Annotated in this window: 12 protein-coding genes; 1 reads left to right on the plus strand and 11 read right to left on the minus strand. The window is 59.1% G+C overall.

Annotated elements, in window-relative coordinates; all coding sequences use genetic code 11:
• Positions 1–2: 2 nt before the first annotated feature.
• Positions 3–1,112, minus strand: a complete 1,110-nt coding sequence (locus OA90_RS00925) for a phosphatase PAP2 family protein (protein ID WP_068405719.1) — start codon at positions 1,110–1,112, stop codon at positions 3–5.
• Between the two features lie 25 nt (positions 1,113–1,137).
• Positions 1,138–2,784 carry a hypothetical protein gene (locus tag OA90_RS00930; RefSeq protein WP_068405722.1) on the minus strand — a complete coding sequence of 549 codons (1,647 nt, stop codon included), beginning with the start codon at positions 2,782–2,784 and terminating at the stop codon, positions 1,138–1,140.
• Between the two features lie 144 nt (positions 2,785–2,928).
• On the opposite strand from OA90_RS00930, the gene OA90_RS00935 reads away from it, so the two are divergent.
• Positions 2,929–3,129 carry a hypothetical protein gene (locus OA90_RS00935; RefSeq protein WP_068405724.1) on the plus strand — a complete coding sequence of 67 codons (201 nt, stop codon included), beginning with the start codon at positions 2,929–2,931 and terminating at the stop codon, positions 3,127–3,129.
• 435 nt (positions 3,130–3,564) lie between these two features.
• Here OA90_RS00935 and OA90_RS00940 read toward each other — a convergent pair whose 3' ends face one another.
• From OA90_RS00940 to OA90_RS00980, 9 genes are all read right to left on the minus strand, one after another.
• On the minus strand, positions 3,565–3,960 hold the full coding sequence (locus OA90_RS00940) for a RidA family protein (RefSeq protein WP_068405727.1): 396 nt from the start codon (positions 3,958–3,960) through the stop codon (positions 3,565–3,567).
• A 177-nt stretch (positions 3,961–4,137) separates the two neighbouring features.
• The gene (locus OA90_RS00945) at positions 4,138–4,824 is read right to left on the minus strand and encodes an ABC transporter ATP-binding protein (RefSeq protein ID WP_068405730.1); all 687 of its coding nucleotides are present in this window, start codon (positions 4,822–4,824) and stop codon (positions 4,138–4,140) included.
• On the minus strand, positions 4,821–5,603 hold the full coding sequence (locus tag OA90_RS00950; RefSeq protein ID WP_068405733.1) for an ABC transporter ATP-binding protein: 783 nt from the start codon (positions 5,601–5,603) through the stop codon (positions 4,821–4,823). The genes OA90_RS00945 and OA90_RS00950 overlap by 4 nt, the downstream gene beginning before the upstream one ends.
• Positions 5,596–6,579, minus strand: coding sequence for a branched-chain amino acid ABC transporter permease (locus tag OA90_RS00955; protein WP_068405735.1), 984 nt, complete (start codon positions 6,577–6,579; stop codon positions 5,596–5,598). Before OA90_RS00955 ends, OA90_RS00950 begins: the two co-directional genes overlap by 8 nt.
• Positions 6,576–7,496 carry a branched-chain amino acid ABC transporter permease gene (locus OA90_RS00960; protein WP_068406564.1) on the minus strand — a complete coding sequence of 307 codons (921 nt, stop codon included), beginning with the start codon at positions 7,494–7,496 and terminating at the stop codon, positions 6,576–6,578. The genes OA90_RS00955 and OA90_RS00960 overlap by 4 nt, the downstream gene beginning before the upstream one ends.
• A gap of 72 nt (positions 7,497–7,568) precedes the next feature.
• Positions 7,569–8,705, minus strand: coding sequence for an ABC transporter substrate-binding protein (locus tag OA90_RS00965; RefSeq protein ID WP_068406567.1), 1,137 nt, complete (start codon positions 8,703–8,705; stop codon positions 7,569–7,571).
• A 148-nt stretch (positions 8,706–8,853) separates the two neighbouring features.
• Positions 8,854–10,473, minus strand: a complete 1,620-nt coding sequence (locus tag OA90_RS00970) for an AMP-binding protein (RefSeq protein WP_068405739.1) — start codon at positions 10,471–10,473, stop codon at positions 8,854–8,856.
• Positions 10,474–10,476: 3 nt separating this feature from the next.
• Positions 10,477–11,631 carry an acyl-CoA dehydrogenase family protein gene (locus OA90_RS00975; protein ID WP_068405742.1) on the minus strand — a complete coding sequence of 385 codons (1,155 nt, stop codon included), beginning with the start codon at positions 11,629–11,631 and terminating at the stop codon, positions 10,477–10,479.
• Positions 11,631–12,431, minus strand: coding sequence for an enoyl-CoA hydratase family protein (locus tag OA90_RS00980; RefSeq protein WP_068405745.1), 801 nt, complete (start codon positions 12,429–12,431; stop codon positions 11,631–11,633). The genes OA90_RS00975 and OA90_RS00980 overlap by 1 nt, the downstream gene beginning before the upstream one ends.
• Positions 12,432–12,433: the final 2 nt, after the last annotated feature.

Raw genomic sequence — 12,433 nt, forward strand, 5'->3', positions numbered from 1 at the left:
GCCTAGAGTTCAAATTCTTCGACTGACTTGCCCCAGAGCCACTCGAACAGCGGACTCCCGGACACCTGGCAATTCTGAAGTTCGCTCACGCCATGCGCTTTCCAGTCCGGATCCTTGAAATGGGCCAGCATGAAATCGGACTCCCCTTTGGCTTCATATTTGAGGCCGGTCAAGAGATGCGATATGCCGCATTTGTTCAGGATGATATCGCCCACCATGGTGCCAAGGAGAGCGCCGGCCCAGCTGTCAATCGGATAATGAACGCCGGCAACGGTTCTGCTTACGGCAACGCGCTCGGCCTGTTTCCTGACAAGATTCTTGCGTTTATCAGGGTCGGGATAGTGCGAGCTCGTCTTGTCGACAAGCCCTTCCAGGACGCGCGCGACGGCGAATGCCTCTGTGGCATGAGCACTTGGAAAACTGCCATGTCCAGGCGTCGGAATGATTGGCATGACCGTGGCATCAATCCGGTCCGGCCGGCGAATAGCAAGATGATGCTTGACGATCATGGCCACATGGGCCGCGAGCACCTGTGTTATCGAGATGAGTTCGAACGTTTTGCCGTTGCGGGCCGGATGCAGACCCAGGATCATCGCGAAATAAGGTGTTGGAAATCCGAGCTGCGAAATGATCTCGGGCGTCCGTTCCGAGCGCTGATCCATATAGGAACGGACGAGTTTCAGCTGCTCCACGAACACCGACATTTCCGGCCGCACCAACTCGAAGAAAGGCTGAGCACTTCCACCTTGAGCACGATGAGACAATTGGACCGCTCCTCCGGGCTCTGCCTCGATGTTCCACTGCAACTCACTCAGGAAATCGCTGAGATAAAGCGAGGCCCTGACCCAGTCTGCCCAATAATCCAGATTGCCGGTTGACGAAAACGGGAGCTCACCTGGCGTATGCACCGGAGCATTCCCCGCTGCGTGGGTAATCGCCTGAGCGCTGATTTGCAGTCCCTGGACCGTGATCGGGTCATAAACAGCAACAGTGCCAGCCCCCAAAAAGCCGCCCAGTCCGGTTGCATTGAGATTTCCCACACCTCCAACACCACCAACACCACCAACACCGCCGACGCCACCAACACCGCCTACACCACCATAATAAGACACTTAAGAGTCCCCCTTCTAAAACCTGTTACTGAAAACCAGAGGCGCGCAAAGCACGCGCGACGTTCTGTCCAAGCCGATAGTCCGCTGCGGGATGCGCGCGCATATAACCCTCAATTGTAAAAGTGGGCTGCCTGCCCTTAAGCTCTAACGCAACTTCCTGAGCTTGCTGCTCCATCCCAAGAAAATGAAGGGCCGTGATCTTTGCTCTCATTGTCGAAAGGTGACGTTGATTCCGATTCAGTGAGCTATCCGCAAATTTCAAGGCCGTTTCGTAGTCCTCTGCCGCCAAATAGGCTGTCGCACTCAGAGAATCGAAATAATATTTGAACGGATCGATGGGGGATAATTGCCGTGCCTTTTCAGCAGCATGAACAGCTTGCTTCCCGGCATCTTGAAAAGCAAACAAGGCACCGCGCAATAACCAGGACAATGCCTCATTAGGATTGAGTTCAAGCGCCTTTTCGTAGCGGCTGGAGGCAACGTCCAACCGCCTCAGCAGGTTGTTGTGGGCAAAACCGTCAACTGTCAAACAGAAGGCGTTTTCCGGGTCGATGTCGAGCGCCTTCGCTGTGCAATTGACCGCACTTTTTGTATCTTGGGCGGGATCGGAACTCCATCCGTTGAACACACTCAGCACATGCCACTTTCCGCGCCAGGCATGGACTTCAGCAGACCTTGGCGAACGGTCGATCGCTTCATCGAGAAGTTCACGTGATTTTGCAAAGTCTCTCAAAGTAGGCCTGTGCATCAGGCTGACACCGGCCATAAGCAGCCGGTGGTCGGCTATCTCACAAATCGGGCGACCCCTGATATAGGAGAGCGTGTCCGACGCAATAGCCCCGCCAACAGCTTCGACGATGCTGGTGAGGCCCTGACCGGCATCCGAAATAAAGTCATTCAGATGTCCGCTGAAATGCCGCGTCCACAAGATCCGCCCCGTTGTAGCGTCCAGGAAATCAACATCCGTGATGACCTGATCGCCATCTTTGCGGATACTGCCGCTAACGCAGTAGTCGACACCAAGCTTGTCGCGAATGACATCTATCTCGATGCGCCTTCCGGACAACGCCCGGCTCGACAAATGGGAAATGACAGACAGAAGATTGGTTCGCGAAAGAGACCGGCAGATCTCTTCGGCGAACCAGTCTCCAAGAACGGACAGTTCGGGATTGTTCTCGATGCTGAGCAGTGGCAGAACCGTGACGGTGGGCACGGGTGGCCGTGACATTGAGGAAGATGACGACCGGCGGAACAGGGAATAGATCTGGTCCGGTTGCGCCCTGATCCCGTTGCACCAATCGATAAAATCCGGTGACTGAACATCAAGCCCTTCCAGAAAGGTCCCATGGCCGGGCTTGCCCGCAAAGTTGACCTTGCCGAGATCGAGCGTGACCTCCGAATTGTTGGTGGTGATCAATTGCCCATAATAGGGGCCCATGGCGGATTTGATGTCGGAAAGGGCACGGCGAAGGCTTTGGCGGCCCGTGTCGTAGCACGCGACCCCCCAAAGCGTTTCCTGCAGAAAGGTCCGGCTTCTGCAGCCATGTGGGGCCGTCGCCAGTAAAGCGAAGATCGCACGGTGCTTTTTGCCGGTTATCTCGAACGCTCCGGGTTCTGCGGAACGGACGAAACAGGACCCGAACAGGTTTATTTCCAATATCCTGGCGCACATAGCCCATTGCCTCGACAAAAATGCGGAGTTTTATAAAACAGCAGTTCCCTGACGGAACCAATAGGTTCACACTTTTTTCACGCTCGCAACTGGCGACATGCCCCTAAACTCTCCTCATCATGAACTCAAGAGTGAGCAGGTGAATTGTCAGCCGAGAGCACGAACATTGATGATGTCGCGGATATCGTCGATTTCTTCCTTGCATGGAATCATCACCGACAAACCGTGATTCAGATCTGCGAATTAGGCCAATTGAGCGAACCGCAGAAGAAAACGTTATCCTGGCTGGTGAAGATGGCTGACCGGGTAAGCCTTTCGGATCTTGAAAAAGAGGATCGTGACTAGATCATTATTGAAGCGGCAGAGCCTCAGGCCTGCCATGAACCGAAATCAACAGGCTCCAGGCCCAGGACATCGTTTTAAGCCGGGCCGGACAAACAGAGAAAGTGGCGCCCGTTTTATGCGGGATGGCTTTATTGTGCACAACGTAGAGTAAGAAAAGATTAAGAAAAGCAACCATAAAATTAAACTTGACCATTTAGAAAATTTAAAGTATTATATATGAGCACTTAGGGAATAAAGAAGTGCAAATGATTTTCAATATGGATTTTTTTTAGAGGATATTTAGTGGCGGAGGCGTTCTCCGCCACATTTTTTATTTATAATTAAATAAAATTGAAAAAGTTTCGCAATAAAATTACAGATGCAAGTATATATGAAAAATATCTTGCAGTTTATTGCGGCCGATCTACCCGAAAGAAGATCCCCCATCCGCTCTTATCAACCAATTTGAGCAGTGGCTTCGATTTCGATCAGGGCCTCGTCCTCGATCAGCCCCGCGACCACGACAACCGACATGGCCGGAAAATGCCTCCCGAAGACGCGGCGATAGGCTTCGCCGACTTCCTTCTGCCGTGCCATATACGCCCGCTTGTCTGTGATGAACCAGGTCAGACGCACAATATCGGTCACCGCGCCTCCCGCCTCTTCAACGATGGCGGCGATGTTTGCAAGCGTCTGCTCCATCTGGGCGACAAAGTCCTTGCTCTCAAAGACCTGATCCCCGTTCCAGCCTATCTGGCCGCCGATATGAAGCGTCCGCCCTTCGGTCAGCACACCGTTCGCATAACCCTTGGCGGGAACCCAGCCCTGCGGCTGAATGATCTTGGACGGCATTTGTTACACTCCCTGCGGCTTGTGCCAAAATCCGGCTTGCCTTTCGGCCCAGGCGGCGGACAAGCGGTCACTTGAACCCGATATCGCAGATGAAACCTGTGGCATGCACAAGCGCTGGACAGAGATTGTCATTGTTCCTGTTCTTCCCTTTTCCGGTCTGGACCAATTCAAAGTAGGTCAGACTCCTATGTATTGATGCGTGACATCGTCTGTCAGGCTGGCGATCGGGCCGGCCCACACGGATCTGCCGCGCTCCAGGATCACCGCCCTGTCGCTGATCTCCCGCAGTTCCCGGATCGATTTGTCGATCACAAGGATCGACAGACCCGTTTCGGACTTCAACTGACGGACGACGGCCCAGATCTCCTGACGGATGATCGGCGCAAGCCCCTCGGTGGCCTCGTCGAGGATCAGAAGTTTTGGATTGGTCATCAGCGCCCGGCCGATCGCCAGCATCTGCTGCTCGCCACCGGAAAGCGACGCCGCTCGCTGCCCGCGCCGTTCTCCCAGGCGCGGGAACAGCTCGATGACCCGTTCAAAGGTCCAGGCCCCACGCCGCGCGGCGGCCGTCAGGTTTTCATGAACCGTCAGACTGCCAAAGCAGCGGCGGCCCTCGGGAACCAGTCCGAGACCCAGACGCGCCGCACGGTGGCTGGCAAGATGGGTCAGGTCTTTTCCGTCGAACGTCAGAGTTCCCGACGCGGGCAGCATCCGGCAGATGCATTTGACCGTCGTGCTTTTGCCCATACCATTGCGGCCGAGCAGGGAAACGACCTCACCTTCGTCGATCTCGAGATCCACGCCGAAGAGAGCCTGGCTGGCACCATAGGAAGCGGTGACATTTTCAAGCGACAGCAAGCTCATGCCTCGTCTCCCAGATAGGCTTCGCGCACCGCGGCGTTGGCGCGGATTTCCTCCACTGACCCGGTAGCGATCACTTCGCCATAGACCAGCACGCTGATCCTGTCGGCCAGGGAGAAAACCGCATCCATGTCGTGTTCCACCAAAAGGATCGGCGCTTCGTGGCGCAACCGATCCAGGAAACCGGTGAGGAGCCTTGAGCCTTCCGGGCCCATTCCGGCCATCGGCTCGTCCATCACCAGAGCTTTCGGACGCAGCGTCAGTGCCACCGCCACTTCAAGCTGGCGGCGCTGGCCGTGACTGAGTTCCGCTGTGCGGTGGCGGGCAAGGTCCTCAAGACCGACCCGGACAAGCGCTTCCTCAGCCGTTTGGGTAAGCGACCTGTCGTGCAGCGCATCTTTCCAGAACCGCCAGGGTTTGCCGCTGGCGCCCAGCGCTCCCAGAACGGCGTTCTGCAGCACCGTGTCTTCCATCGCCAGAGAGGAAATCTGGAACGTCCTGCCAAGCCCCGCCCGGGCGCGCATCCGCGTGGCCTCATGGGTAACGTCCTTGCCCAGAAGGTGAACGGACCCTGTATCCGGTTTGATCGTCCCGCAGATCTGCCCGATCAGCGTCGATTTGCCCGCGCCGTTCGGCCCGATGATGGCGTGGATTTCTCCAGGCCTCAGATCAAGCGATATATCCCGGCTGGCACGTAAGGCACCGAAACTCTTGCAGATGCCCCGCGTTTCCAGAACCGGCGTTCGCGGGACAGATGTTGCCGAAACAGCTTGCTCAGTCATGGACCGCCTCCCGTCCCGCGACCAGTCCGATCAGTCCGCCCCGGGCGAACAGCACGATCAGCAGCAGCAACAACCCGAGATAGATGTGCCAGAACTCGCTGAGCCCGCCGAGCCAGTGCTCCAGCGCGACGAAAACCAGCGCTCCGACCACAGGTCCGAACAGCCGCCCAACCCCGCCAAGGATCACGAAGATCATGATCTCGCCGCTTGTCTGCCAGCTGAACATCACCGGGCTGACGAACCGGTTGAGATCGGCGAACAGGGCTCCGGCCAGCCCGGCAATGGCGCCGGACAGAACAAACGCAATCAGGCGCAGCCGCGCCGGGTCGAGACCGACGGTCTCCACGCGGAGCGGCGCCTGGCGCGCCGCATTCAGCGCCAGCCCGAACGGCGATTTGGCGAGCCGCCAGGCAAAGACCAGCACCAGACACAGAAGACCCAGGCACAGCCCGTAGAATTGGATCGGAACGAGCGTGTCCAGCCCGGGGAAGCCGTTGCGCACATAGATCGACAACCCGTCTTCACCGCCGTATTCCGACCAGGAAATGGCGAAGAAGAAGAACATCTGCCCGAAAGCCAGCGTGATCATGATGAAGTAGACACCCGCCGTGCGCAGGGACAGGATCCCGATCACCAGCGCAGCCAGGGACGACACGACAATCGCGGTCAGCCAGATGACCGGCATCGACTTGGTACCCTCGATCAGCAAGGGCCATTCGGCGAGAGCCGTATAGGTTTGCGCGTGATGGGCGAGAATACCCATCGAGTACCCGCCAAGCCCGAAAAATACGGCATGCCCCAGACTGACCAGACCGCCAAGTCCCAGCGCGATATTCAGCCCGACGGCCGCGATGGCGAAGATCGCCGCCCGGGTCATCAGCGTGATGGTAAAAGGCTCGTCCGCAACAACTGCCCAGAGCGGGATCGCCACGAACAGCGCCAGCGTGAATGCATTCACATAGGTTTCTCTGGTCATGCCCGCGCTCCGAACAGCCCTGCAGGCTTGAGAACCAGCACGGCGGCCATCAGCACGTAAATCGCCATGGAGGCCAGCGAGGAGCCGATAGAGGTCGCCGTTGAAGGGTCGAAGAAGAGTTTCATGACTTCCGGCAGGAAGATACCACCCAGCGTGTCGGTCAGCCCGACGAGGAGGGCTCCGATCAGAGCCCCCTTGATGGAGCCGATGCCGCCAATGACGATGACGACGAATGCCATGATCAGAACCGGTTCGCCCATGCCGACCTGCACCGACTGAATGGCTCCGACCAACGCTCCGGCAAAGCCGGCCAGCGCCGCGCCGAGCGCGAAGACGATCGTATAGAGTTTGGCGATATCGATCCCGAGGGCGGCAATCATCTCCCGGTCGTTCTCCCCGGCGCGGATCTGCACGCCGAGCCGGGTCTTCGAAATCAACAGATAGAGCCCCAGCCCGACCGCAAGTCCGATGACGATAAGCGCCAGCCGGTAAAGCGGATACTGTATTCCACCCGGCAGGGTAATCGGGCCGGACAGATAGTCCGGCACGTCCAGAAACAGAGGGAACGAGCCGAAGATCCAGCGGGTGCCTTCCGAGAATATCAGGATCAGCGCGAAGGTCGCCAGCACCTGGTCCAGATGGTCCTTCCGGTAGAGCCGTCTTATGACGACCAGCTCAACAAGCGCACCGGCAAGAGCGGCCCCGGCGAGCGCGGCGATCAGGCCGAGCAGGAACGATCCAGTCATACCGGCAACCGCAGCCGCGCAGAAAGCGCCAATCATGTAGAGCGATCCGTGGGCGAGATTGATCAGCCCCATGACGCCGAAGATCAGCGTCAGCCCCGCCGCCATCAGAAACAGCATGATGCCGAACTGAAGACCGTTCAAAATCTGCTCTATGAGCAATATCAGTGACATAAACCCCCGCCCCTGGAGCATCAAAAACAATTGGCAGTCCGCGGCCCGTTTCCGGGCCGCCGACTCAGTGTCTTACATGTCGCATTCTGCCCAATAGGCATCCGCATGGCTGGTCAGCGCTGTGCCGATGATCTTGTTGGTATAGACATCGCCTTCCTTGATCACCTCACGGACATGAATGTCCTGGATCGGGTGATGGTTCGGACCGAACTTGAAGTTGCCCCGTGTCGACCTGAAGTCAGCCTCTTCCAGCGCCGCGCGGAACGCGTCAGCATCGCTCACGTCCGCCTTTGCCATTGCCGACAGCAGAAGGTTCGCGGTGTCGAAGCCCTGCGAGGCATAAAGCGACGGCAACCGGCCATATTCGGCCTGGAAGCTCTCGACGAACGCCTTGTTGGTCTCGTTGGCGATGTCCTTGCTCCACTGGCTGGTGTTCTTCACGCCCAGCGCCGCGTCGCCAACAGCCTGCAGAATGCCCTGGTCGAACGAAAACGCAGGCCCCACCACCGGAAGGTCGATGCCGCTGTCCTTGTACTGCTTCAGGAAAGAGATCCCCATGCCGCCCGGCAGGAAGAAGAACACACTGTCCGCCCCCGACGCCCGGATCTGGGCAAGTTCGGCCGCATAGTCGGTCTGGCCGAGCTTGGTATAGATTTCCCCGGCAAGGTCGCCCTTGTAGAAGCGCTTGTAGCCGGTCAGCGCATCCTTGCCCGCCGGATAGTTCGGCGCCAGGATGAAGCTCTTCTTCATGTCGGCGAAATTGGCATAAGCGCCCGCGCCTTCATGCAGGTTGTCGTTCTGCCAGGCGACGTTGAAATAGTTCGGGTGGCAGCCCTTGCCCGCCAAAGCCGACGGACCCGCATTGGGCGACAGGTAGAACTTGCCCTGAGCAGTAACCGAGGGAATGACCGCCATGGCCAGGTTCGACCAGATGATGCCGGTCATCACATCGACCTTGTCGGACTGAACCATCTTGTCGGCCAGTTGCACAGCCACGTCCGGCTTGCGCTGATCGTCTTCGACAATCACCTCGATATCGCTGTTGCCGGACTGTTTCACTGCCAGCAGAAAACCGTCGCGCACGTCAATGCCAAGACCTGCGCCGCCGCCCGAAAGCGTCGTGATCATGCCAACCTTCACCGGTTCTGCCTGAGCACTCGTCAGTCCCAGGGCCAGGACGGCAGTCGCCGCCATCGTCATAACCTTCATTTCAAACTCCTCTCGATACTGAACCAGCGGTTCCCGCATGTTTTTATTTCACTGTCCGGTGCTTGTTTCAGTCTTTCCGGACGGTTTGGGCAGTCGTCAGCGTCTTCTCTTGCAGCGTGCCCGCGCGGCAAGGGTGTCTCCTTCTGGCTTACGCCGGCGGCCGCAAGCGGAACCTCTGGATCTTGCCGGTTTCCGTCTTTGGCAACGTGTCGGTAAACACGACCGAACGCGGATATTTATACGCAGCGATCGTCGCCTTGACATGGTCCTGCAACGCCTTGCGCAGGTCTTCGCCCGGCTCGGCTCTCTCGTTGAGCACCACATGGGCTTCAACGATGGCGCCACGGGCTTCGTCAGCCACGCCGATGACGGCACATTCCAGAATCGCCGGATGCGCCAGCAGCGCCGCCTCGACTTCCGGTCCGGCGATGTTGTAACCGCCGGAGATGATCATGTCGTCGTTGCGGGCGGCGAAATGCAGATAACCGTCCGCGCTCATGGAAAAGCTGTCGCCGGTGATGTTCCAGCCGTCGACGACATATTGTTCCTGACGCGAGTCCGACAGATAGCGGCAGCCGGTCGGCCCGCGCACGGCGAGACGCCCGACTTCGCCCACCGGAACCGGCTGACCGTCCGTCCCGACGACCCTGACCTCATAGCCCGTCACCGGTTTGCCGGTGCAGGCGGGCTTGTGATCCTCGAAGCGGTTGGAAACGAAGATATGCAGCATCTCCGTGGCACCGATACCGTCCAGCATCGGCTTGCCGGTCTTTTGCATCCAGGCCTCATAGACCGGTGCGGGCAGGGTTTCGCCTGCCGAAACCGCCGCGCGCAGGGAAGACAGGTCCGCCCCTTCGTCCATCGCCTTCAGCATCACCCGATAGGCGGTCGGCGCCGTGAAACAGACGGTGGCTTTGTATTTCTGGATGATCTCGATCATCTGCGGTGGCGAGGCGTTTTCCAGCAGTGTTGCCGCCGCACCGAAGCGCAGCGGAAAGATCGCCAGACCGCCGAGACCGAAAGTGAAGGCCAGCGGCGGGGAGCCCACGAAGACGTCTTCCGGCGTCACGCCCAGAACTTCCTTCGCATAGCCATCGGCGATGATCAGCAGATCGCGGTGAAAATGCATCGTCGCCTTGGGCGTCCCGGTCGACCCGGAGGTGAACCCGAGCAGTGCAACGTCGTCGCGGCCTGTCCGCACCGCGTCATAGTGCACGGATTTTTCCAGCGCCAGCCGGTCCAGCTCCGCATCGTGGTTGGAGGTCCCGTCGAATCCCACGACCTTCTTCAGATAAGAGGACGTCTTGGCACAGGTGACCAGTTCCTCCATCAATCGCGTGTCGCACAACGCGAATTCAATCTCCGCCTTGTCGACCACCTTGGAAAGCTCACCCGCCCGCAGCATCGGCATGGTGTTGACAACCACCGCCCCCGCTTTCGTGGCGGCAAGCCAGCAGGCCACCATGGCCGGATTGTTTGCGGACCGGATCAGCACCCGGTTTCCGGGCTGCACCCCGAGATCCTCGCTCAGGACATGGGCCAGCCGGTTGGTCCAGTCCGCCAGTTCCTTGTAGGTCCGCCGACGGCCGTTGCCGATCAGCGCCGTACGGTCGCCGAAACCCTTCTCGACCATTCGGTCGGTCAGTTCCACCGCTGCATTGAGGCGCTCCGGATAGGCGAAGCCATCGAGCAGAAACTCGGGCCAGGCCTCTTCGGGCGGCAGATTGTCCCGCGTGAAAGTATCGGTATGTGCGGAAGGACCAAGCATGAATCAGGCCTCCTGAAATGCGCCAAGCGTCTGGCGCGCTATGATGATTTTCTGAACGTCCGAGGCACCCTCGTAGATGCGCAGGGCACGGATTTCCCGGTAAAGCTTTTCGACCGCAGTACCCGAGCGCACGCCGTCGCCGCCGTGCAGTTGAACGGCCTTGTCGATCACCTGCTGCGCCTGGTCGGTGGCGAAGAGTTTGGCCATGGCGGCTTCGCGCGTTACCCGCGGTGCGCCGCTGTCCTTGGTCCAGGCGGCGCGGTAAACCAGCAGCGCGGCGGCGTCGATATCGAGCGCCATGTCGGCGATATGCCCCTGAACAAGCTGCAACTCGGCGAGCGGCGCTCCCTGGATTTCGCGTGTCGTGACGCGCCGCAGGCTTTCGTCCAGTGCCCGCCGGGCAAATCCGAGGGCAGCGGCAGCGACCGTGGAACGGAAGATGTCGAGGACAGACATGGCGATTTTGAAGCCCTGGCCGGGCGTGCCGATCAGGTTGGCCTTTGGAACCCGGCAGTCGGTGAACCGCAGGGACGCCAGCGGATGCGGGGCGATGGTCTCCAGGCGTTCGCTCACCTCGAACCCGGCAAGATCGGGTGTCACGATGAAGGCGGACAGACCCTTTGCACCGGGCGCTTCTCCGGTTCTTGCAAACAAAGTATAGAGATCGGCGATCCCGCCGTTGGAAATCCAGGTTTTCTCGCCGTTCAGCACATAGGCGTCGCCGTCGTCCGTCGCCGTCATCGTCGAATTGGCGACATCGGAGCCCGACGTCGGCTCGGTGAGCGCGAAAGCTGAAATCGCCTTGCCGGATCGGGTCAGGGGAAGCCAATCCGACTTCTGCGCATCCGTTCCGAACAGCGAAATCGCACCGGTCCCCAGCCCCTGCATCGCAAAGGCGAAGTCGGCCAGCCCGTCGTGGCGGGCAAGGGTCTCTCGAAGGATGCAAAGACTGCGCACGTCGAGCGCGCCATCCGGAGCTCCCGAATATTTGAGAAATCCGGCCGTACCCAGATCCGCGACAAGTTTGCGGCAATCCGCGTCCGTATCGCCGTGTTCGAAGTGCTTAAGCCGGGTGGACGCCCAGCTTTCCAGCTCGGAGGCCAGAGTGCGGTGGCCTGCTTCGAAGAACGGCCAGTCGAGGAAGGTCCTGTCTGCCATCAATCGCCCTCGAACACAGGTTTTTCTTTCCTGACAAACGCCTCGTAGGCGCGGCGGAAATCCTTGCCCTGCATGCAGATCGCCTGAGCCTGCGCTTCAGCCTCGATGGCCTGCTCCAGACCCATCGACCATTCCTGGGCGAGCATCGTCTTGGTCATCGAATTCGCGAAGGTCGGCCCGGCGACGATCCTGCTGGCCATCTCCATCGCCGCATTTTCCAGGGTCGCCGCCTCGGTGATGGAATTGAAAAAGCCCCAGGCATGGCCCTCTGCAGCACTCATCGACCGGCCGAGATAAAGCAGTTCCGCCGCGCGGCCCTGGCCGATGATCCTCGGCAGGATCGCGCAGGCGCCCATGTCGCAGCCCGCAAGACCGACCCGGTTGAAGAGAAAGGCCACCTTTGCTTCCGGTGTCGCGATGCGAAGATCGGACGCCATGGCCATGATAGCTCCCGCGCCCGCGCAGATGCCGTCAACCGCAGCGATGATCGGCTTGCCGCAACAAAGCATCGCCTTCACCAGATCGCCTGTCATGCGCGTGAAGGCCAGAAGCTCTTTCATGGTCATGTCGGTCAGTGGACCGATGATCTCATGCACATCGCCGCCGGAACTGAAATTGCCGCCATTGGGCAGGATCACCACCGCATGAACGTCATCGGCATAAACCAGATCGCGGAACCAGTCGCGCAACTCCGCATAGCTCTCGAAGGTCAGCGGGTTTTTCCGTTCCGGCCTGTTCAGGGCAATCCGCGCGATCCCGTCCTCGATCTCACACCGGAAATGCTTCACGTCGCTGCGCATCG

Source organism: Labrenzia sp. OB1 (assembly GCF_001624695.1).
Classification (GTDB): domain Bacteria; phylum Pseudomonadota; class Alphaproteobacteria; order Rhizobiales; family Stappiaceae; genus Roseibium.

Excerpts from the sequence above, each read along its gene's own strand:
- OA90_RS00950 (WP_068405733.1), bottom strand. The coding sequence starts at position 5,603 with ATGACTGAGCAAGCTGTTTCGGCAACATCTGTCCCGCGAACGCCGGTT.
- OA90_RS00980 (WP_068405745.1), bottom strand. The coding sequence starts at position 12,431 with ATGCGCAGCGACGTGAAGCATTTCCGGTGTGAGATCGAGGACGGGATC.
- OA90_RS00965 (WP_068406567.1), bottom strand. The coding sequence starts at position 8,705 with ATGAAGGTTATGACGATGGCGGCGACTGCCGTCCTGGCCCTGGGACTG.
- OA90_RS00960 (WP_068406564.1), bottom strand. The coding sequence starts at position 7,496 with ATGTCACTGATATTGCTCATAGAGCAGATTTTGAACGGTCTTCAGTTC.
- OA90_RS00970 (WP_068405739.1), bottom strand. The coding sequence starts at position 10,473 with ATGCTTGGTCCTTCCGCACATACCGATACTTTCACGCGGGACAATCTG.
- OA90_RS00940 (WP_068405727.1), bottom strand. The coding sequence starts at position 3,960 with ATGCCGTCCAAGATCATTCAGCCGCAGGGCTGGGTTCCCGCCAAGGGT.
- OA90_RS00930 (WP_068405722.1), bottom strand. The coding sequence starts at position 2,784 with ATGTGCGCCAGGATATTGGAAATAAACCTGTTCGGGTCCTGTTTCGTC.
- OA90_RS00945 (WP_068405730.1), bottom strand. The coding sequence starts at position 4,824 with ATGAGCTTGCTGTCGCTTGAAAATGTCACCGCTTCCTATGGTGCCAGC.
- OA90_RS00975 (WP_068405742.1), bottom strand. The coding sequence starts at position 11,631 with ATGGCAGACAGGACCTTCCTCGACTGGCCGTTCTTCGAAGCAGGCCAC.
- OA90_RS00955 (WP_068405735.1), bottom strand. The coding sequence starts at position 6,579 with ATGACCAGAGAAACCTATGTGAATGCATTCACGCTGGCGCTGTTCGTG.